Source organism: uncultured Bradyrhizobium sp. (assembly GCF_947648125.1).
Classification (GTDB): Bacteria; Pseudomonadota; Alphaproteobacteria; order Rhizobiales; family Xanthobacteraceae; genus Bradyrhizobium.
Window position 1 is genome coordinate 1 of record NZ_CANSMR010000027.1, and the last position, 19,527, is coordinate 19,527.

Below are 19,527 nucleotides of genomic sequence, written 5' to 3' on the forward strand. Positions count from 1 at the left end.
CGGCGGTTGCCGAGGTGGTCGATGTCATCGATCTCGCCCTTGCCGTCGCGCAGGTCGACCAGCGTCTTGATGACCGCCAGGATGTCTTCCTTGCGCAGCGTGCGATGGGTGTCGGGCGCATCGAGCTCGAGGCGCATGTTCATCTTGACGCGGCCGACCGCGGAGAGGTCGTAACGCTCGGCATCGAAGAACAGCGACTGGAACATCGCCTGCGCCGAATCCAGCGTCGGCGGCTCGCCCGGACGCATCACGCGGTAGATGTCGAACAGCGCGTCCTCACGCGTCATGTTCTTGTCGGCCGAGAGCGTGTTGCGGATGTAGGCGCCGACATTGACGTGGTCGATGTCGAGCAGCGGCAGGTCCTTGTAGCCCTGCTCGTTGAGCACCTTGAGCGACTTCTCGGTGATCTCCTCGCCGGCTTCGGCGTAGATTTCACCGGTCTTCGGGTTGACGAGATCCTCGGCGAGATAGTTGCCGACGAGCTCCTCGTCCGACATCCGCAGCGCTTTGAGGCCCTTTTCCTGCATCAGGCGCGCGCTGCGCACGGTCAGCTTCTTGCCGGCCTCGAGCACCACCTTGCCGGTGTCGGCGTCGATCAGGTCGTTGATGGTCGAGTAGCCGCGGAAACGGTTGGCGTCGAACGGCACGCGCCATCCGTCCTTGGTCCGCTTGTAGGTGATCTTCTTGTAGAAGGTCGACAGGATCTGCTCGCCGTCGAGACCGAGCGCGTACATCAGCGAGGTCACGGGCAGCTTGCGGCGGCGGTCGATGCGCGCGAACACGATGTCCTTGGCGTCGAACTCGATGTCGAGCCAGGAACCGCGATACGGAATCACGCGCGCGGCAAACAACAGCTTGCCGGACGAATGGGTCTTGCCCTTGTCGTGGTCGAAGAACACGCCGGGCGAACGGTGCATCTGCGAGACGATGACGCGCTCGGTGCCGTTGACGACGAAGGTGCCGTTCATCGTCATGAGCGGGATGTCGCCCATGTAGACGTCCTGCTCCTTGATGTCCTTCACCGACTTGGCGCCGGTTTCCTCATCGATATCGAACACGATGAGGCGCAGCGTCACCTTGAGCGGCGCAGCGAAGGTCATGCCGCGCTGGCGGCACTCGTCGACGTCATACTTCGGCTGTTCGAACTCGTAGCGGACGAATTCGAGCATCGAGGTGCCGGAGAAATCCGAGATCGGGAACACCGAGCGGAACACCGCCTGCAGCCCCTCATCGAGGCGGCCGCCGGCCGGCTCGTCAACCATCAGGAACTGGTCATAGGACGCCTTCTGAACCTCGATGAGGTTCGGCATCTCGGCGACTTCCTTGATGTGACCGAAAAACTTGCGTACGCGTTTGCGACCGGTGAATGTCTGCTGCGCCATCGTGGCCTCTCATTTTCGTCGCCTTTGTGGGGCGAACCTTCCGGGAGCGACTGCCATCGGCCCCGGGTTGAATTTCGAATCGTCCCGAAGGAACGAAGCGCAAAGTCAGGAATTAAATCCCCGGCCCAGCCCCCATCACCTCCAAAACGCAAAACGACGCGCGAGGCACATCACTGCACCCGCTCGTCCAAACGCTCCGCTTTACGGACTGAAAAAGCCCGAAATCTGACTGTCTCCCAACGGCTTCCGCCGGGTGCCCTGCCGCCCCCGCCGCCTACCGTGTTTTTCCGCTGCCAACCCGATATGGGATGGCAATAAAGGAGATTCGAGGGTTAAGTCCACGGATCCCCACACTTTCTTGTGTCCGGCGCGCCACGCGCACGCCGTTTGCAGGCCCGGGAGCGCCCTGCGGCGCTCCCGGATCGCGCATTACTTGAGTTCGACCTTGGCGCCAGCCTTCTCGAGCTGGGCCTTGATCTTGTCGGCTTCGTCCTTGTTGACGCCTTCCTTGACGGGCTTCGGAGCGCCTTCGACGAGGTCCTTGGCTTCCTTCAGGCCCAGGCCGGTGATGGCGCGGACTTCCTTGATGACTTCGATCTTCTTGTCGCCGGCGGCAGCCAGCACGACGGTGAAGTCGGTCTTTTCTTCAGCCGGAGCAGCGGCAGCGCCGCCGGCAGCCGGGCCAGCAACCGCGACGGCGGCAGCGGCGGACACGCCCCACTTTTCTTCGAGGAGCTTGGCGAGTTCGGCGGCTTCGAGCACGGTGAGGCTCGAGAGGTCGTCGACGATTTTCTGCAAGTCAGCCATTGATCTGTTTCCTTAAACGTTTGGTTCGAACCAGGTTTGAGATTAGCGAAGGGGTCAGGCCGCTTCGCTCTTTGAGGCATGAGCCTGAATGACGCGTGCGAGCTTGGCCGCGGGCGCGTTGGACAGCTGAGCAAGCTTGGTCGCCGGCGCCACGAGGAGGCCAACGATCTTGCCGCGCAGTTCGTCGAGCGACGGCAGTGAGGCGAGAGCCTTCACGCTGTCGACATTCAGGACGGTTTTACCCATCGAGCCGCCGAGGATGACGAACTTCTCGTTCGCCTTGGCGAATTCGATGGCAACCTTTGGCGCCGCAACCGGATCGTTCGAAGTAGCGATCACGGTCGGCCCCTTCAGCAGGGAACCGATGGCAGCGACGTCAGTGCCTTCAAGAGCAATTTTGGCGAGACGGTTCTTCGAGACCTTCACCGACGCGCCCGCCTGCTTCATCTGCATGCGCAGCTTCTGCATCTGGGCCACGGTGAGGCCGGAATAATGAGCAACGATCGCAACCGACGTGGTCTTGAAGACCTCGTTGAGTTGTTCGACCGACTCTTTTTTTGCCGCTCGTTCCACAGCAAGCTCTTTCCGGTTGGCGGCCTTTCCGCGAAGGCAGGACCGCCGGGTTGCACCCATCGCCCTACCCTAAACCTGATCCTTGGGGCGCAAAGACCCTTCGGACATGCCGGGCAAGACGACATCTAGAAGCCTGCCCTCCCAAAGCCTTGCGGCCATGGGCTGTCGAGGTTCGAACCAAACCAGTCTCCCAGCCGCGAACAGGCCGCGACATGGAGCACAAAATCCGGTCTTCACCCGTCTATGCAGGCCATGCGATTAAGCCGTTGAAAACACGAAGTTCTCGCGGGCGCCTGCAGTCTTGGACAGGATCGGGCTATCGGCCGGGGCCGAACGCCCTGCTCTCATTCCGTTGGAGGCGACGGGTTTCCTTCCTTTCGAGCATCCTTGCGGGCATGCGGAAAGGAATGATCTCCTATCATCTCAGGTTTTCGGAATGCGAGCACGGACATGCCAGCAAGTGCCAGCACGCCCGGAAGCCGCTATGTAACCGGTCCCGCCCTGCTTGCCAAGAGCAAATTTCAGACCAGTTTCATATTGCGGCCGGGGAACCGGTTCCGAGGCGGAACCGCCGGCCGCTCAGGCGCCCCTCACCTCATATGGCAGCGGCTTGCCGGCGAAGAATGCGCCGAGATTGGCGAGCACGCAATCCTGCATCGCCACGTGCGATTCCAGGGTGTGGCCGCCGATATGCGGCGACAGCACGACGTTCGGCAGCGCCGTCAGTTCGTCCGGCGCGTGCGGCTCCCTGGCGAACACGTCGAGGCCGGCGCCGGCGATCGCGCCGTCGGTCAGTGCCGCGACCAGCGCCTGCTGGTCGATGACGGAGCCGCGCGAGATATTGACGACGATCCCGCTGCTGCCGAGCCGGCGCAGGATATCGGCGTTGACGGCGTGAACCGTGTCCGCGCTGGCGCGCACCGCGACCATCAGCACGCTGCACCAGTCGGCAAGCGCCTCGAGGCTCGGAAAGTGCTGATACGGCACCTCCTGCCGTGACCGGCTGAAATAGCCGACCTCAGTCTCGAACGCGGCAACCCGCGCTGCAATCTTGCGGCCGATCTCGCCGAGACCGTAGACACCGACCTTGCGGCCGCGCATGCCGGCCTGCGGGCGCATCATCGGCGACGGCTTGGCGGCGATCCAGTCGCCGCTGCGGACATAATTGTCGACGACCGGCAGGCGGCGGACCGCCGCCAGCATCAGCGTCACCGCGATGTCGGCAACCGATGCGGCATTGGCGCCGGGGCTGTGGCCGACCGCAATGCCACGCTTGGCGGCGGCAGTGAGATCGATCCCCTCGTATCCAGTGCCGTAGCAGATGATCGCGCCAAGCTTCGGCAGCATGTCCATCGCCTCGCCGCCAAGCGGGGTCCCGCCCGCCGTGATCATCGCGCGGATCTCGCCAAGCTCCGCCGCCGGAAACATCTCGGTCGGCGGCTTGCCCGCGGCATTCAGCAGCTCGTAACGCTCGCCGAAGCGCACCAGTTCGTTTCTGGGAAAGCGCGAATAGACCAGGACCTTATCGGGCATTGTTGTTGTTTCCTGCGAGCGGCTTCACCTGGAGCCTTTTCCGTTCCGGTTGAATCGGAACGAGGCTCTCGAATCTCATCTTGGCGCGCTTTCTTCACGCGAAGCCGGTAGCCACCTCGCGCGAAACGCTCCAGCAAAACAAAGGGCGGAACCGGTTGCCCGATCCCGCCCCTCTTTATCTCGTCACGGCCAGAGACCTCAGCCGAGGATCGTACCCGGCTCGACCTTCACGCCCGGGCCCATGGTGGAGGAAACCGCCACGCGCTGGATGTAGGTGCCCTTGGAACCCGCCGGCTTCGCCTTGGAGACCGCATCCGCGAGCGCCTTGACGTTCTCGACCAGCTTGTCCTCGGAGAACGAGGCCTTGCCGATGCCGGCCTGCACGATGCCGGCCTTCTCGACGCGGAACTCGACCGAGCCGCCCTTGGCGCCCTTCACGGCGTTGGTGACGTCCATGGTCACGGTGCCGATCTTCGGGTTCGGCATCATGCCGCGCGGACCGAGCACCTTACCGAGGCGGCCGACCAGCGGCATCATGTCGGGAGTGGCGATACAACGATCGAAATCGATCGCACCGCCCTGCACCTTCTCGACCAGGTCTTCGGCACCGACGACGTCGGCACCGGCGGCCTTGGCTTCCTCAGCCTTGGCGCCGCGTGCGAACACGCCGACGCGGAGCGTACGGCCGGTTCCGTTCGGCAGGTTGACGACGCCGCGGACCATCTGGTCGGCGTGGCGCGGGTCGACGCCGAGATTGATCGCGATCTCGATCGTCTCGTCGAACTTCGACTTGGCGCGCTCCTTGACCATCTTGATGGCGTCCGCGAGCGGGTAGAGCTTCTCGCGATCGACACCCTCGCGGGCCTTCTTCAAACGCTTTCCGATTGCCATGGCCCGTTACCCCGCAACTTCCAGACCCATCGAACGGGCAGAGCCCTCGACCATCTTCATGGCCGATTCGATGGTGTCGCAATTCAAGTCCTTCATCTTCTTCTCGGCGATCTCGCGCACCTGCGCCTTGGTCACCTTGCCGGCCTTGTCACGGCCCGGCGCCTTCGAGCCGGACTGGATCTTGGCAGCCTGCTTGAGGAAGAACGACATCGGGGGCGTCTTCATCTCGAAGGTGAAGGAACGATCGGCGTAGATCGTGATCACCACCGGGATTGGGGTATTCTTCTCTTCCTTCTGGGTCTGCGCGTTGAACGCCTTGCAGAACTCCATGATGTTGAGACCGCGCTGACCAAGCGCGGGACCGATCGGGGGCGAAGGATTCGCCGCACCGGCCGGGACCTGAAGCTTCAGGTATCCGGTCACTTTCTTTGCCATTTATCACTCCTGTTGTGCCGGACGGTGCCGACGGTTTCAGGTTCCGTGGTTCGGTTGAAGGGGCTGGCGACCGCCTCCTCCCTCCCACGGCCTCTCACTTGACGCGGGGCATATACCCCACGCCGTCCGGTCAGACCACCTTTTCGACCTGACCGAATTCCAGTTCCACGGGGGTCGCGCGGCCGAAGATCGACACCGCGACCTTCACGCGCGAGCGCGCCTCGTCGATTTCTTCCACCACGCCGGAGAACGAGGCGAACGGGCCGTCGGCCACGCGCACGTTCTCGCCGATTTCGAACGACACCGACGCCTTCGGACGCTCCACGCCCTCCTGCACCTGGTGCAGGATCCGCATCGCCTCCGCTTCCGAGATCGGCATCGGCTTGTTTTCCGCGCCGAGGAAGCCGGTCACCTTCGGGGTGTTCTTGATCAGATGGAACGCCTCGTCGGTCAGCTTCATCTTCACCAGCACATAGCCCGGGAAGAACTTGCGCTCGGCGTCGATCTTGCGGCCGCGCCGCACCTCGGTGACCTTCTCGGTCGGAACAAGAATCTGCTCGAACAGCTCTTCCAGCCCGCGCTGCTTAGCCTGCTCGCGGATCGATTCCTGAACCTTCTTCTCGAAGTTCGAATAGGCGTGAACGATGTACCAGCGCTTGTCCATCAATTGAGTTCCCATGCTCATCAGTGGATGCCCAGTATCAGGGTAATCAGATAGCGGATGATCTGATCTGCGGCGAAGAAGAAGATCGAGGCCAGCGCCACCATCACGAACACCATGATGGTGGTGATGGTCGTCTCGCGGCGCGTCGGCCAGGTGACCTTGGCGGTCTCCGAGCGCACTTCCTGCAGGAATTTGAACGGGCTGAAAGCCATCGTGAGATCCGCGTCCGTCTCCGGACGATTTGCAACGTTTAAGGAATCCGAACAGCCGACCTTGCGGACCCAGCCCTCGTTTGGAAGGTTGAGCCGATAAACGAGCTCGAATGTTCGGGGAATTAGGCCGCGCCGGATATCCGCCATCAAAGCGGGCCGGCTGCGAGTGCCGGGTATCTACTGCGAGACCGGCCAAAGGTCAAGGTCGGCGGGGTCGTGCCCCGCCCCGGCCGGGGTCGCGGCAGGCCGGAACGGGGCCTCTCGAATCAAGCACTTAGGCTGATGGTACGAGGTCCATAGCCCGGGCCGTCCACCGCGGAGGCCGGGTGGATCAGCCGGCAAAGCTCTTCTGGACCGCCTGATCCAGCGTGGCGCCACCGACATAGCGCTGGCGCAGCTCGCGCTTTAGCAGCTTGCCGCTCGGGTTCTTCGGCAGGCTGTCAACGAAGATGACTTGTTTCGGCACCTTGAAATGGGCCATCGACGCCGCGCAATGCTTGATCACGGCCTCGGCATCGAGGCTCTCGCCCGCCTTGACCACGACGATCGCGGTCACCGCCTCGATCCAGCGCGGATCGGGCAGCCCGACCACCGCGACCTCCGACACCCCGGGCAGCCGGTAGATCATCTCCTCGACCTCGCGGCTCGCGACATTCTCGCCACCGCTCTTGATCATGTCCTTCACGCGATCGACCACGGTGATGTAGCCGTCGGCATCGACGGTCGCGAGATCGCCGGAATGAAACCAGCCGCCGGCAAACGCCGCCGCCGTCTTGACCGGATCGTTGTAGTAGCCGGACAAGAGATGCGGCGAGCGGTGCACGATCTCCCCGACCTCGCCCACCTTGACGTCGGTCATGTCCGGCCGGACCACCCGCGTCTCGACATTGATCGCCGGCTTGCCGGCCGAGCCCGCCTTCGGCAGCTGGTGCTCCGGCGCTAGCACGGTTGCGAGCGGCGCGATCTCGGTCTGGCCGTAGAAATTCCAGAATTTTACGTCGGGCAGACGCCGCTGCAATTCGAGCAGCACTTCGACCGGCATGATCGAGGCGCCGTAATAGCCTTTGCGCAGGGTCGAGAGATTGGTGCGATCGAACGCGCCCGAGCGCAGCATCGCGATCCAGATCGTCGGCGGCGCGAAGAACGCATTGATCTTGTGGGCCGCGATCAGCGCCAGGACGTTGTCGGGCACCGGCTTGCCGGTAATGAGACTGGTGGCGCCGAGATAGATCGCGGGCCCCAGGAAAACGTCGAGCTGCGCGCAGTGATACAGCGGCAGCGCGTGCAGCACGGTGTCGTCGGTCGCCATGCCGCCGTCGATGATGCAGCTGACGTACTGCCACATCACGGCTTCATGGGTGAGGATCGCGCCCTTCGGCAGCGACTCGGTGCCGCTGGTGTAGATGATCTGCGCGGGATCGCGGCTGTCCACCGATACGTCCGGCGCCGAGGCGTCGCCATGCAGCAGGCTGTCGAAGGTCGTGATGCCGTCGGGCGCGGTGGCCGGATCCTCGCCGGGCAGCCAGATCAGAGTTTCGACCGCCGAGCCCTTGGCGGCGGCCGCGTGCGCGGTCTCCACGAAATCGGGACCGACCGCGAGCAGCTTTGCGCCGGAATTGGCGAGGATGAAATTGATCTCGTCGGGATTGAGCATGAAGTTGATCGGCACCAGGATCGCGCCGATCCGCGCCACCGCGAAGCGCAGCGCGGCGAAGCCATGCGAGTTGCGCGACAGCACCGCGACACGGTCGCCCTTCGCAATGCCAAGCGCGAGCAAGCCGCGCCCGAGCCGATTGCAGATCGCGTCCATCTCCGCGAAGGTCCAGCTCACCTCGCCGCAGATCAGCGCGGTCTTGTCGGGGTAGCGCTTGGCCGACCGACGCAACAAATCGCCGATGCTGTGCTCGCGGGCGCGCTGGATGGTTGCTGCGATGTCTCCGCTCATTTGTCCCTCCCGAATGTGCTTTTTGTCGTTGTCTTGTCTTTGTCGCTCTTGGCCGAGCCGTCGCTATTGCCGGGCGGCGTAGGCGTGTTCCATGTAGGTGTGCTCGACCGAGCGATCGAGCGAGGCGATCTTCTCGAAGCCGCGCCGCCAGTCCTGCAAGTGCCGCCGAGTCCACAGCACGCCGGCCTCCTTGTCGCGCTCTTTGATCGCATCGAGGATGTGGCGGTGCGCCTCGACCAGGCGCGCGCCGCCTTCCGGCACGCCGCCGACGATCATCTCGGTGGTCGGAAAGAACAGCTGCGCGGCAGGCTCGCGGGCGAGCTGCAACACGCGGTTCTGCGAGGCCTTGGCCATCAGCACGTGGAATTCCGCATCGAGCTCGGCGAGATCGGCGGGATTGCCGACCACCGCAGCGCTGCGCTCGAGATTGCGGGCGAGCTCGGCGATGTTGTCATCGGTCGCGCGCTCGACTGCGCCCTCGACGCTCGCGACCTCCAGCGTCATCGAGGTCTCGAACAATTCGCGGAACGTCACCTCGTGCAGGATCAGCGCGCGGGACAGCCGCGTGGCGAGCTTGTTGTAGCGCGGCAGGCAGGCCTGCAGCCGGCGGCTGGAATCGCGGCGGATCAGCCCGCCCTCCTCGAGCACGCGAATGCCTTCGCGCACTGTCGAGCGGTTGACGCCGAACTGCGCGACCAGCTGCTGCTCGGTGCCGATCGGCTCGCCCGGCTTGATCCGGCCGTTGATAATCTCGCGTTCGATCGCGTCCGCGACCTTCTGATAGGCCGGCGCGACGTCGATGCGCCGGAACAGCGGCGTGGTGGCCATCTTCAGCTCCCCGGGGCCTCTGATTGTCGTTTGTCGGACAAAGCATAGGCGAAGCTTTTTGAAGCGTCAAACTGGCCTGTCTTGGCCGGATTGTCGCACCCGGCCGGCCAGAATTGACAGCGGAACCGGGCAAACCTAGCTTTGTCGGACAAACAGATAAGAACATCCCCGGGGAGGTCCATCATCATGAAATCCATCGTCACGAGTCTGTCCGCCGCCGGCCTGATCGCCGCCGCGCTGGCGGGGCCCGCGCTCGCACAACAGACGCCGCTCAAGATCGGCGTGCTGACCGATTTCCAGTCGGTCTATTCGGACATCGGCGGCGCCGGGAATGTCGAAGCCACCAAGATGGCGATCGAAGAGTTCGGCGGCTCGATGTTCGGCAAGCCGATCGAGCTCGTCACCGCCGATCCCCTCAACAAGGCCGACGTCGCCGCCACCATCACCCGCAAATGGTACGAGGCTGAGAATGTCGACATGATCATCGACATGCCGACCTCGGCGACCGCGCTCGCCGGCATGGAGATGTCGAAGCAGTTCGAGAAGATCATGATCGTGACGGATGCGGCGAGCTCCGACATCACCGGCAAGTCCTGCTCGCCCTACACGCTGCACTGGACCTATGACACCTACGCCAACGCCCACACCGTGGGCAGCGCGATCGTGAAGAACGGCGGCGACACCTGGTTCTTCATCACCGCCGACTACGTCTTCGGCCACTCGATCGAGCGCGACACGGGCGACGTGGTCCGTGCCGCCGGCGGCAAGGTGCTCGGCAGCGCCCGGCATCCGCTCAACACGCCGGACTTCTCCTCCTTCCTGCTGCAGGCGCAATCGTCGAAGGCCAAGATCGTCGGCCTCGCCAATGGCGGCGGCGACACCATCAATGCGATCAAGCAGGCCGCCGAATTCGGCATCGTCGCGGGCGGGCAGAATTTGGCTGGTATCGTGATGTTCATCTCTGACATCCACAGCCTCGGCCTGAAGCTCGCCCAGGGCCTGATCATCACTGAGGCCTACTACTGGGATCTCAACGACCGCACCCGCGCCTTCGGCAAGCGCTTCTTCGAGCGCATGAAGCGGATGCCGACCATGAACCAGGCCGCGACCTACAGCGCCCCCCTGCACTACCTCAACGCGGTGAAGGCCGCCGGCACCAAGGAGACCAAGCCGGTGCTGGCGAAGATGCGCGCGACCCCGGTCCGCGACGCCTTCACCGACAACGGCGTGGTGCGCGAGGACGGCCGCATGGTGCACTCGATGTTCCTGTTCGAGGTCAAGAAGCCTGAGGAATCGAAGGCGCCATGGGATTACTACAAGGTGCTCGCCGAGGTGCCCGGCGACCAGGCGTTCCGGCCGCTGAAGGACGGCGGCTGCCCGCTCATCAAGTGAGTGAATGCAATCATGGCCGGGGTCCAGGACCTCGGCCAACACATTCAAATGATTGGTGAAAAGCTGGCAGGAGTGGCAGGGCTCGAACCTGCGACCCCCGGTTTTGGAGACCGGTGCTCTACCAATTGAGCTACACTCCTGCAGGGAACCTGCGTCGCCGCCGGTTCGCGCCGTTTCAAGCACAGGGCATGGCCGGTTTGCAAGGGCGAAGCGGTGAAGCTTCTGTTCATTGCAAAACTTCTGCGCCAGACTTCGGCCATCACTCCACGTCGGCACCTCGCCGCAAGAATCAAGAACCCGGGAGAGACCATGAACGCCCAAACCGCCACCAAGCACGCCGCCAGCCCAACCACCCCGTCCCTCCCCCTCGCCAAACCCGAATCGATCGGACTGTCGAGCGCGCGGCTGCAGGCCCTGTCCGACACCTTCAAGCGCGAGGTCGACAAGGGAACCGCGCCCGGCTTCACGGTGCTGGTGGCGCGGCGCGGCCAGATTGGCTGGTTCGACGCGATCGGGCGGCAAAGCCCGGCGGCCGCTGCGCCGATGACGCATGACACGATCTTCCGCATCTTCTCGATGACCAAGCCGATCGTCTCGGTCGGCATCATGATGCTGCTGGAGGACGGCCACTTCCTGCTCAACGACCCCGTCGCGAAATTCATTCCCGAATTCGCCGAGACCAAGGTCGGCGTCGAGCACAACGGCAAGCTCGAGCTGGTCCCGGTCCAGCGGCAGATGACGATCCAGGACCTGCTGCGCCACACCTCGGGCCTGACGTATGACCACACCGGCAACGGCCCGGTGCAGCAGCTCTACCAGCAGTCGCGGCTGCGCAGCCGCAAGATCACCAATGCCGAGCACGCCACCATGCTCGCCGGCATGCCGCTGGTCTGCCAGCCCGGCGCCGAGTGGAACTACAGCCGCTCCACCGACATCCTCGGCCGCATTATCGAAATCGTCAGCGGCCAGACGCTCGGCGAATTCCTCACTGAGCGCATCCTCTCGCCGCTGCAGATGAACGAGACCGCCTTCCACACGCCGGAAGCCAATGCCGGCCGTCTCGCCGAGGCGTTTGCCAACGATCCCTGGACCAACGAGAAGGTGAAGCTGTTCAACATGCTGGAGAAGCCGGCGATGGAATCCGGCGGCGGCGGACTGGTTTCGACCACGATGGACTATGCGCGGTTCGCGCAGATGCTGCTGGGCGGCGGCGCGCTCGACGGCACCAGGATCATCGGCCGCAAGACGCTCGAATTCATGGCCTCCGATCACCTCGGCGCCGGCGTCAAGGTTCAGGGCACGCTGGTGTCGCCCGGCCACAGCTTCGGCCTCGGCTTCGCCGTGCGCATGCAGCAGGGCATCGCGCCGTTCTCCGGCTCGGTCGGCCAGTACTTCTGGAGCGGCATGGCCGGCACGTTCTTCTGGATCGATCCGCGCGAAGACCTGATCGCGGTCTTCATGATGCAGGGCCCGGGCCAGCGCGAATATACCCGCTCGCTGGTACGCAACGGCGTGTACGCGGCGGTTGAATAAGTCTCGTGCCCCGGATGCAACGCAGCGCGCGAGCGGTGCGTTGCTGAGCCGGGGCCTACCTCGATCCAACCGTGCACGTCCTCGTGGGTCCCGGCGCTGCGGAGCGGCACTTCGCGCCGCACCGCGTCCGGGACGCGAGATCGGCGTCAGCTGATCGTCGCGCCGCCGTCGATCACGATAGTCTGGCCGGTCATGAAGTCGCCGGCGCGCGAGCCCATCATCACGGCGGCACCTGCGATCTCGTCGGGCACGCCGATCCGCAGCAGCGGCGAGCGCGCGGTCGAGGCCTTCAGATTGTCCGGATTGTCCCACAGCGCCTTGGCGAAGTCGGTCTTGATCAGGCCGGGCGCGATGCAGTTCACGCGGATATTGTGCTTGCCGTATTCGCAGGCGAGGTTGCGCGCGAGCTGCATGTCGGCCGCCTTCGAGATCGCGTAGGCGCCGAGGATGGTCGAGCCCTTGAGGCCGCCGATCGAGGACACGATGATGATCGAACCGTCCTTGCGCTCAATCATCTGCGGCACCACCATCGAGATCAGCCAGTTGTTGGCGACGATGTTGTTGTCGAGGATCTTGCGGAACTGATCGTCGGAAATGCCGGCGAGCGGGCCGTAATACGGGTTCGACGCCGCGTTGCAGACCAGCACGTCGATCTTGCCGAAGGCGCGGTTGCTCTCGTCGACCAGGTTTTGCAGGTTTTCCTTCGACGAGATGTTGGCCGCGATCGCAACCGCGGTGCCCTTGCCGTAGCTGTCGTTGATCTCCGTCGCCACCTCCTCGCAGACGTCGGCCTTGCGCGAGGAGATCACGACCTTGGCGCCGTGCTCGGCCATGCGCTCGGCGATCGCCCGTCCAATGCCGCGCGTCGAACCGGTGATGACGGCGACTTTTCCCTTCATGTCGAACAAGGTCATGTTTCTCTCCCTGATGTAAGGCGTTTGAATTCTGCGTTGAGCTTAGGCAGCGTTGTCGTGTTGCGATAGCAGCAATCACGCAAGCTTGCTCGCCGGCCGGACTTCGGGTCCGGACGGCTGATGCATCGCGGCGTGGCGCGGATCGGCGATCCAGGGCTGTTGGTTCACCATCGGCAACCGCCAGGTCGACAGGCCGATGCCTGCGATGTGATCGAGCCGCGTCACCGAGACATTGTCGATGTCAAAGGACAGGCCCCGGTCGGGCTGGCCGCCGAGCGCGAGACCGACTGCGGCCCGGATCACGCCGCCATGGCCAACCGCGATGATATTCTTGCCCGGCTCCGCCGCCGTGATCCGCACGATCGTGCGGCAGACCCGCGTGTAGAGATCCATGAAGCTCTCGCCGCCGGGCGCCGGCTCGTTGACGTCGGCAAACCAGCTTCTGCCGGGGGGCTGGCTCGCGAGCAGTGCTGCGCGGTTCATGCCCTGCCACTGGCCGAGATGCTGCTCGGCGAAGTCGCGCTCCTGCGTCATGTTGGCGGGCTTCGGAAAACCTGCGGCCCAGATCGCTTCCGCGGTCTTGTGCGTGCGCTTCAGATTGCTCGAATACCAGACCGCATCGCGCGGCAGCATTTTCGCGACGGCCTCGAACACTTCGACGTCGCCGGTGTCGCAGTCGATATCTTCTTGACCGTAGATGTTGCCACCGTCGCTGCGCACCGGCGCGTGGCGAACCCACCACCACCGCGTCACCGTCACGTTAGGCTTGTCTGGATTGGACATCGGATGAGCCCTTCAATAGTGTCCCCCGTCGCTGTACGTCACGCCGCACATCGTCTCAAGTGCTTCGGACGTTTGAAATTTTGTTTGAATTCCGTCGCGCGGCAGACGCGCCATGGACCATGTGAACAGGGAGAAAAACCATGGGCCGCCTCGAAGGCAAATCCGTCATCATCACCGGCGCTGGAAGCGGCATCGGCCGCGCCGCCTCGCTGCTGTTCACCAGGGAAGGCGCTAAGCTGATCGCGGTCGATCGCACCGAGGGTGTGAACGAGACCGCCAAGCTGGTGCGCGATGCCGGCGGCACCGTCGAAGCCGTCACCGCCGATGCCGGCTCGGAGAGCGACGTGAAGGCCTTCATCGACAAGGCGCTGTCGAAGTACGGCAAGCTCGATGCGATCTGGGCCAATGCCGGCGTCAGCGGCGGCCTCGTTCCGCTCGCCGACCAGACCGTCGAACATTGGCAGGAGGTGCTGCGCGTCAACCTGATCGGCCCGTTCCTCGCCATCAAGCATTCGATCCCGCACATGACCAAGCAGGGTTCCGGCTCGATCGTCTGCACCGCCTCCGTTGCAGGCCTGAAGTCCGGCGCCAGCGGACATCCCTACGCCGCGAGCAAGGCCGGCGTCATCAGCCTGGTGCAGACCACCGCCTACTCGCTCTCCGGCACCGGCGTGCGCATCAACGCGGTCTGCCCGGGCCTGATCGAGACCGGCATGACCAAGCCGGTGTTCGATCGCGCCAAGGAGCGCGGCACCCAGGACAAGATCGGCCAGCTCAATCCGCTGAAACGCCCCGGCCAGCCGCACGAACTCGCCGCGATGGGATTGTTCCTGGCAAGCGACGAGGCGTCCTACGTCAACGGCCAGGCCATCCCGGTCGACGGCGGCCTCACCGCGTCGATGCCGTATACGGGCAAGCCGATTTAGCAACGGCATTCTCCGTTCGCGGCGCAAGCCCGAATGGCGCGATAACGACGCCACATCCACCACTGTCGTCCCTGCGAAAGCAGGGACCCATACGCCGCAGCCGATGTTGTGAGGGGGACTCGTCGTTCCAGCAACGTGCAACAATGACCATTCGTGGTTATGGGTCCCGGCCTGCGCCGGGACGACAGCGAGTGTGTTGTACTATCGGCGCTAATATCGTCGTCCTGGCGAAAGCCAGGAGCCCATAACCACCAAATTTGATTGTAAACGAGATCGCGGCCCCAGCGTCGCATAACAATTGCCATTTGGGGTAATGGGTCCTGGCTTTCGCCAGGACGACATCGAACATCCGACGTGCAGGATTGACGGGTTTCGCTGAGTTGCCCGTCGTATCGAATGGGCAACACCGATCAGCGCAACGGTGCGCGCCCTACCCCGGCAACAAGCTCCGCTCCCGTGCCGGCGAATAATCCACCTGTGCCAGCAACCGATCCTCGATCTGCCCGACCATCAGGCCGTGCTCGGCATGGGTGACCCGCTTGATCTCGCTCCATTCGGAATCGGCCATGAAGGCCGCCCATTGCGCGATCTTGGTCGCCTCGTCGGGCCATTCGAGCAAATACACGAACTCGATGCGGTCACCGATTTTCGTTTCCCACATGCTCGCGAATTTGAAGCCGTAGCGTCCCGTCATGATCCGCGCCGCGTGATCGCGGAACCGGGTGTGGAACGCGGCCTTGTTCTTCTCGAAAATCTCGTAGATGCGCAGCTGCTGGATCATGGCCATCTCCCCGTCGTTACATGGGGCGACGGACGTGGACCGGCAATAACGTCCGGTAGCGGTCCGAATATTGCTTGGCCCCGGCAGGCAAACCAACTGTTATACTTTACTGGCAGGATCGCCGGCACATCAGCAATTCCCTGCACAATCCCTCGCACCCGAACAGGCCATGCAAAATCAACGCCCCGACCGCATCCGCAAGCTCTTGGCCGACCTCGTCGCGTTCGACACCGTCAGCGACCGCAGCAACCTGCCGCTGATCGATTACATCGAGCGCTACCTCGGCTCGCTTGGCGTCAGCGGACAGCGCATCGTCGACGACACCGGGCAGAAGTCCTCGTTGTGGGTCACGGTCGGCCCCGAGGACAAGCCCGGGCTGGTGCTGTCGGGGCATACCGATGTCGTGCCGGTCGCGGGACAGGACTGGAGCCACAACCCGTTCGAGCTCGTCGAGCGTGACGGGCGGCTGTACGGCCGCGGCACCACCGACATGAAAGGCTTCGTCGCGGTTTGTCTCGCGATGGTCCCGGAAATGCTCGCGGCCGATCTGAAGACGCCGATCAACCTTGCAATCTCCTATGACGAGGAAATCGGTTGCGTCGGCGTGCGCCCGATGCTGCGCGAGGTCGCACGCAAGCCGATCAGGCCACTCGGCTGTTTCGTCGGCGAGCCGACCCGGATGCAGGTGATCATCGGCCACAAGGGCAAGCACGGCGTGCGCGCCACGTTCCGCGGGCTCGCCCGCCACTCCTCGATCGCGCCCGACGGCGTCAACGCCATCGAATATGCGGCCGACCTGATCACGGAGATCCGCCGCCGCGCCACGTTGCTGGCCGCGGCTGCCGAGCGAGACAGCCTCTACGACGTCCCGCACTCGACCCTGCTCACCAGCATCGTGCATGGCGGCGCCGCGCTGAACATCGTGCCCGACAGTTGCGTGGTGGAATTCGAATGCCGTGGCATCGGCATCACCGAGTCCCGGAAGGTGACGGACGCAATCATCGCCTGGGCCAAGGCCGAGATCGAGCCTGACATGCGCAAGCGGCATCCGGAGTGCGGCATCGATTTCGAGGAGATCCTCGATTATCCTGCGCTCGACACCCAGGCAGACGCCGCCATCGTCACGCTCGCCAAGCAGCTCGCCGGCCGCAATGACCACGCCAAGGTCGCATTCGGCACCGAGGCCGGCCTATTCGTCAGCATGGCGGATGTGCCATCCGTGGTGGTCGGCCCTGGCTCGATCGCACAGGCGCATACGCCGGATGAGTTCGTCGAGATGTCGCAGCTCGAAGCTTGCGGCGATTTCGTCGCGCGGCTGATCGCGCATTGCGCGAAATGATGCGCTTATCCGCAACGTGGCATCAGTGGTCGAATCGGGAGATCATTCGTGAGCAAGGTCAAGACTCCCCAGGAAAAGAAGCGCCAAAGCTACCAACACGATCGACGTAACGTCTACGGCGAAAATCAGAAGAGCAGTCGCAAGAACATTCCGCGCAGCAAGCAGCTCTCGCATCAGGAAGAGCGCCGCTCGGTACGACAGGTTCTGATTGCCGCACAGGGGAGTGTTGCTGACCAGGTCGCCGACGAGGCGCAATCGCAGGCTCTCAGCAAAGGTCGAACGAAGAAGCTGAAGGCATTTCGTAAGTCACCTGATCGCCCGCTGCGCGAAGTCGTCAAGCGACGGCTGCGCAGGCGGTCAAGCGAAAATAACTGACGGAGAGTCGTGTACGGCCAGGTTAGCGAAGCGTAACGAGGTCTATGAGCATGTCGAGCGAGAAGGACCCTCAGCAAGGCGGCGTATCGGAAACCCTCCGCGTGGCTTTCCAGGCGCTGATCATCGCGCTGGTGATCCGGACCTTCCTGTTCCAGTCCTTCAACATTCCGTCCGAATCGATGGAATCGACGCTGCTGGTCGGCGATTACCTGTTTCTCTCGAAATACAGCTACGGATACACCCACTACTCCCTGCCGTTCTCGCCGCCGCTGTTCTCGGGCCGCATCTTCGGCTCTGAACCCAAACCCGGTGACGTCGTGGTGTTCCGGCTGCCGAGCGACGACTCGGTTGACTTCATCAAGCGCGTGATCGGCCTGCCGGGCGATCGCATTCAAATGATCGACGGGCAGTTGTACATCAACGGCACCGCGGTCAAGCGCGAGCGGGTCGATGATTATGTCGATCGTGACGAGGGGCCGCGCCCGGTCCGCGTCAAGCGCTGGCGCGAGACCCTGCCGAACGGGGTCAGCTACGACACGCTCGATCGCATCGAGCGGTCCGAATACGACAACACACAGGTCTACGTGGTGCCGCCGGGGCATTTCTTCGCGATGGGCGACAACCGCGACAACTCGGCCGACAGCCGCGTGCCGCCGGCGCGCGGCGGGGTCGGTTACGTGCCGTTCGAGAACCTCATCGGGCAAGCCGAGGTGATCTTCTTCTCGATCGGCAATGAAGCGCCGGCATGGCAAGTGTGGCGCTGGCCGTCCTCGGTGCGCTGGAACCGGCTGTTCACCGGCATTCACTGATGAGCGAGTCGGCCACCGGAAGATCGAACATGGCAACTGCGACGCGGATCAAGACGTAGCCCGTAAGAGCGAAGCGATATGCGCGAAAGGCAATCCGCCATTGCAACTGCGCTGAACAGACGGCGGATTAGGCTTCGTTGATCAGCTCTGTGCGCTATTCCGGATACCCCAGGATCGTCTTTAGCAATTTGGGAAAGCGCGCATTGATATCGGCTTCGCGCACCACATTGCGATGCTCGACGCCCTTTTTCGAGGTTTGAATCAAGCCGGCTTCTCGCAGGACGCGGAAGTGGTTCGACAGCGTCGACTTGGCCATGCCAGGGCACGGCGCCGCTGCCGTGCACGACATGCAATCGCCCTGCTCGAGCAGGCCCCTGACAATCTTCAACCGCATCGGGTCCGCGAGTGCTGCCAGCACTCCGGCCAATGTGATGTCCTCACGCGACGGGTGAACGAACTGCACCATCACGAAATATATAGCGCTGCCCTTGAACAGCTTCAATAGTTCACTATTACTGAACTATTGAACAATTTGCGCATCCGCGCGGGCAATGGAGAACAAACAAGATGAGCAAAAGACTCGAGGGCAAAGTGGCGCTGGTAACCGGCGCGTCAAAGGGGATCGGCGCCGAGATCGCGATCCGCCTCGCCGCGGAGGGTGCCGCGGTTGGCGTCAACTACAGCGCCAGCAAACAGGCAGCCGAGCGTGTTGTGGATGCGATCACCGGCAAGGGCGGCAAAGCCGTCGCCGTCCACGGCAATCTCACTGACGCCGGCCACGTGAAGTCGGTGGTGGCCGAGACCGTCAAGGCGTTTGGTCCGATCGATATCCTGGTCAACAATGCCGGCATCTACGAGTTCGCGCCGCTGGATGGCATCACTGCCGAGCACTTCCATAAGCATTTCGATCTCAATGTGCTGGGCCTGCTGCTGGTTTCGCAGGAAGCCGCGCGGCACTTCAATACGGCAGGCGGCAGCATCATCAATATCAGCTCCGGCGTATCGACGATCGCGCCGCCGAACACCGCCGTCTATACCGCGACCAAAGCCTCGGTGGACGCGATCTCCTCGGTGCTGTCAAAGGAACTGGCGCCGCGCAAGATCCGCGTCAACACCGTCAACCCCGGCATGATCGCTACCGAAGGTGTCGTTTCCGCCGGCCTTTCCGAGGGTGACATGCGCAAGTGGATCGAGTCCGTCACGCCGCTGGCGCGGATCGGCAAGGTCGAGGAGATCGCGGCGGCCGTGGCCTTCTTCGCCTCGAACGATGCCTCCTACGTCACCGGCGAAACGTTGCACGTGACGGGCGGTCTTCGCTGAGGCGGTTGTTTTCGCCATGCCCGGGTATCCGGCGGTGAACTTGCGACAGGTCGCAGGGCGGATCGCGCGACGCGAATCCACCCTG

At 63.5% G+C, this 19,527-nt stretch carries 20 protein-coding genes, 1 tRNA gene and 1 pseudogene; 7 read left to right on the forward strand and 15 right to left on the reverse strand.

All coding sequences use genetic code 11. From position 1 onward, the window contains the following. The 10 genes and pseudogenes from Q0030_RS32200 to Q0030_RS32245 form a co-directional block, all read right to left on the reverse strand. Window positions 1–1,382: pseudogene (locus Q0030_RS32200) on the reverse strand (DNA-directed RNA polymerase subunit beta); the annotation flags it as partial. A 429-nt stretch (window positions 1,383–1,811) separates the two neighbouring features. Beyond that, on the reverse strand, window positions 1,812–2,189 hold the full coding sequence (gene rplL / locus Q0030_RS32205; RefSeq protein ID WP_050420389.1) for a 50S ribosomal protein L7/L12: 378 nt from the start codon (window positions 2,187–2,189) through the stop codon (window positions 1,812–1,814). 54 nt (window positions 2,190–2,243) lie between these two features. Next, window positions 2,244–2,762, reverse strand: coding sequence for a 50S ribosomal protein L10 (gene rplJ, locus Q0030_RS32210; RefSeq protein WP_050402242.1), 519 nt, complete (start codon window positions 2,760–2,762; stop codon window positions 2,244–2,246). Window positions 2,763–3,341: 579 nt separating this feature from the next. Then, window positions 3,342–4,295 (reverse strand): 2-hydroxyacid dehydrogenase, encoded by a 954-nt coding sequence (locus tag Q0030_RS32215; protein ID WP_298376514.1) that lies wholly within the window; start codon window positions 4,293–4,295, stop codon window positions 3,342–3,344. Between the two features lie 198 nt (window positions 4,296–4,493). Beyond that, window positions 4,494–5,186: a 50S ribosomal protein L1 gene (gene rplA / locus Q0030_RS32220; protein WP_029081784.1), complete on the reverse strand. Its 693-nt coding sequence runs from the start codon at window positions 5,184–5,186 to the stop codon at window positions 4,494–4,496. 6 nt (window positions 5,187–5,192) lie between these two features. Further along, window positions 5,193–5,621, reverse strand: coding sequence for a 50S ribosomal protein L11 (gene rplK, locus Q0030_RS32225; RefSeq protein WP_008136439.1), 429 nt, complete (start codon window positions 5,619–5,621; stop codon window positions 5,193–5,195). A 130-nt stretch (window positions 5,622–5,751) separates the two neighbouring features. Then, the gene (gene nusG, locus Q0030_RS32230) at window positions 5,752–6,285 is read right to left on the reverse strand and encodes a transcription termination/antitermination protein NusG (protein ID WP_021081670.1); all 534 of its coding nucleotides are present in this window, start codon (window positions 6,283–6,285) and stop codon (window positions 5,752–5,754) included. Between the two features lie 20 nt (window positions 6,286–6,305). Beyond that, a complete protein-coding gene (secE, locus tag Q0030_RS32235) occupies window positions 6,306–6,497 on the reverse strand; it encodes a preprotein translocase subunit SecE (protein ID WP_016840554.1) in 192 nt (63 codons plus the stop codon). Window positions 6,498–6,828: 331 nt separating this feature from the next. Further along, a complete protein-coding gene (locus tag Q0030_RS32240; protein ID WP_298376520.1) occupies window positions 6,829–8,442 on the reverse strand; it encodes an acyl-CoA synthetase in 1,614 nt (537 codons plus the stop codon). Between the two features lie 63 nt (window positions 8,443–8,505). Beyond that, window positions 8,506–9,270: an FCD domain-containing protein gene (locus tag Q0030_RS32245; RefSeq protein ID WP_298376523.1), complete on the reverse strand. Its 765-nt coding sequence runs from the start codon at window positions 9,268–9,270 to the stop codon at window positions 8,506–8,508. 186 nt (window positions 9,271–9,456) lie between these two features. On the opposite strand from Q0030_RS32245, the gene Q0030_RS32250 reads away from it, so the two are divergent. Next, window positions 9,457–10,662, forward strand: coding sequence for an ABC transporter substrate-binding protein (locus Q0030_RS32250; RefSeq protein WP_298376525.1), 1,206 nt, complete (start codon window positions 9,457–9,459; stop codon window positions 10,660–10,662). A 64-nt stretch (window positions 10,663–10,726) separates the two neighbouring features. Here Q0030_RS32250 and Q0030_RS32255 read toward each other — a convergent pair. Further along, a tRNA-Trp gene (locus Q0030_RS32255) sits at window positions 10,727–10,802 on the reverse strand. Window positions 10,803–10,971: 169 nt separating this feature from the next. On the opposite strand from Q0030_RS32255, the gene Q0030_RS32260 reads away from it, so the two are divergent. Then, entirely contained in the window at window positions 10,972–12,195 is a 1,224-nt protein-coding gene (locus Q0030_RS32260; RefSeq protein WP_298376527.1) for a serine hydrolase domain-containing protein, read from the forward strand. Window positions 12,196–12,341: 146 nt separating this feature from the next. Here Q0030_RS32260 and Q0030_RS32265 read toward each other — a convergent pair whose 3' ends face one another. Further along, complete coding sequence (locus tag Q0030_RS32265; protein ID WP_298376529.1) at window positions 12,342–13,109, reverse strand: SDR family oxidoreductase; 768 nt, start codon at window positions 13,107–13,109, stop codon at window positions 12,342–12,344. 75 nt (window positions 13,110–13,184) lie between these two features. Continuing rightward, window positions 13,185–13,892, reverse strand: coding sequence for a histidine phosphatase family protein (locus Q0030_RS32270; protein WP_223967321.1), 708 nt, complete (start codon window positions 13,890–13,892; stop codon window positions 13,185–13,187). 140 nt (window positions 13,893–14,032) lie between these two features. On the opposite strand from Q0030_RS32270, the gene Q0030_RS32275 reads away from it, so the two are divergent. Continuing rightward, on the forward strand, window positions 14,033–14,818 hold the full coding sequence (locus Q0030_RS32275) for an SDR family oxidoreductase (protein WP_298376534.1): 786 nt from the start codon (window positions 14,033–14,035) through the stop codon (window positions 14,816–14,818). A 430-nt stretch (window positions 14,819–15,248) separates the two neighbouring features. Here Q0030_RS32275 and Q0030_RS32280 read toward each other — a convergent pair whose 3' ends face one another. Next, window positions 15,249–15,599 carry an NIPSNAP family protein gene (locus Q0030_RS32280; protein ID WP_298376537.1) on the reverse strand — a complete coding sequence of 117 codons (351 nt, stop codon included), beginning with the start codon at window positions 15,597–15,599 and terminating at the stop codon, window positions 15,249–15,251. Window positions 15,600–15,768: 169 nt separating this feature from the next. On the opposite strand from Q0030_RS32280, the gene argE reads away from it, so the two are divergent. Genes argE through lepB form a run of 3 tightly spaced genes read left to right on the forward strand, consistent with a single transcriptional unit; the run spans window position 15,769 to window position 18,122 of the window. Beyond that, window positions 15,769–16,938, forward strand: a complete 1,170-nt coding sequence (gene argE, locus Q0030_RS32285; protein WP_298376539.1) for an acetylornithine deacetylase — start codon at window positions 15,769–15,771, stop codon at window positions 16,936–16,938. 48 nt (window positions 16,939–16,986) lie between these two features. Beyond that, on the forward strand, window positions 16,987–17,313 hold the full coding sequence (locus Q0030_RS32290) for a hypothetical protein (protein WP_298376541.1): 327 nt from the start codon (window positions 16,987–16,989) through the stop codon (window positions 17,311–17,313). A gap of 44 nt (window positions 17,314–17,357) precedes the next feature. Further along, entirely contained in the window at window positions 17,358–18,122 is a 765-nt protein-coding gene (gene lepB / locus Q0030_RS32295) for a signal peptidase I (RefSeq protein WP_298376543.1), read from the forward strand. A 154-nt stretch (window positions 18,123–18,276) separates the two neighbouring features. Here the strand turns inward: lepB and Q0030_RS32300 are convergent, their stop codons facing one another. After that, entirely contained in the window at window positions 18,277–18,588 is a 312-nt protein-coding gene (locus Q0030_RS32300) for a helix-turn-helix domain-containing protein (protein ID WP_298376717.1), read from the reverse strand. Window positions 18,589–18,689: 101 nt separating this feature from the next. Between Q0030_RS32300 and Q0030_RS32305 the strand changes: the two genes are divergently transcribed. Further along, on the forward strand, window positions 18,690–19,442 hold the full coding sequence (locus Q0030_RS32305) for a glucose 1-dehydrogenase (RefSeq protein WP_298376546.1): 753 nt from the start codon (window positions 18,690–18,692) through the stop codon (window positions 19,440–19,442). The last annotated feature ends 85 nt before the right edge of the window (window positions 19,443–19,527 follow it).

Coding starts and splice junctions, on each gene's coding strand:
- rplL (WP_050420389.1), bottom strand. CDS start 2,189: ATGGCTGACTTGCAGAAAATCGTCGACGACCTCTCGAGCCTCACCGTG.
- Q0030_RS32215 (WP_298376514.1), bottom strand. CDS start 4,295: ATGCCCGATAAGGTCCTGGTCTATTCGCGCTTTCCCAGAAACGAACTG.
- rplA (WP_029081784.1), bottom strand. CDS start 5,186: ATGGCAATCGGAAAGCGTTTGAAGAAGGCCCGCGAGGGTGTCGATCGC.
- rplK (WP_008136439.1), bottom strand. CDS start 5,621: ATGGCAAAGAAAGTGACCGGATACCTGAAGCTTCAGGTCCCGGCCGGT.
- nusG (WP_021081670.1), bottom strand. CDS start 6,285: ATGGACAAGCGCTGGTACATCGTTCACGCCTATTCGAACTTCGAGAAG.
- secE (WP_016840554.1), bottom strand. CDS start 6,497: ATGGCTTTCAGCCCGTTCAAATTCCTGCAGGAAGTGCGCTCGGAGACC.
- Q0030_RS32240 (WP_298376520.1), bottom strand. CDS start 8,442: ATGAGCGGAGACATCGCAGCAACCATCCAGCGCGCCCGCGAGCACAGC.
- Q0030_RS32245 (WP_298376523.1), bottom strand. CDS start 9,270: ATGGCCACCACGCCGCTGTTCCGGCGCATCGACGTCGCGCCGGCCTAT.
- Q0030_RS32250 (WP_298376525.1), top strand. CDS start 9,457: ATGAAATCCATCGTCACGAGTCTGTCCGCCGCCGGCCTGATCGCCGCC.
- Q0030_RS32260 (WP_298376527.1), top strand. CDS start 10,972: ATGAACGCCCAAACCGCCACCAAGCACGCCGCCAGCCCAACCACCCCG.
- Q0030_RS32265 (WP_298376529.1), bottom strand. CDS start 13,109: ATGACCTTGTTCGACATGAAGGGAAAAGTCGCCGTCATCACCGGTTCG.
- Q0030_RS32270 (WP_223967321.1), bottom strand. CDS start 13,892: ATGTCCAATCCAGACAAGCCTAACGTGACGGTGACGCGGTGGTGGTGG.
- Q0030_RS32275 (WP_298376534.1), top strand. CDS start 14,033: ATGGGCCGCCTCGAAGGCAAATCCGTCATCATCACCGGCGCTGGAAGC.
- Q0030_RS32280 (WP_298376537.1), bottom strand. CDS start 15,599: ATGATCCAGCAGCTGCGCATCTACGAGATTTTCGAGAAGAACAAGGCC.
- argE (WP_298376539.1), top strand. CDS start 15,769: ATGCAAAATCAACGCCCCGACCGCATCCGCAAGCTCTTGGCCGACCTC.
- lepB (WP_298376543.1), top strand. CDS start 17,358: ATGAGCATGTCGAGCGAGAAGGACCCTCAGCAAGGCGGCGTATCGGAA.
- Q0030_RS32300 (WP_298376717.1), bottom strand. CDS start 18,588: ATGGTGCAGTTCGTTCACCCGTCGCGTGAGGACATCACATTGGCCGGA.
- Q0030_RS32305 (WP_298376546.1), top strand. CDS start 18,690: ATGAGCAAAAGACTCGAGGGCAAAGTGGCGCTGGTAACCGGCGCGTCA.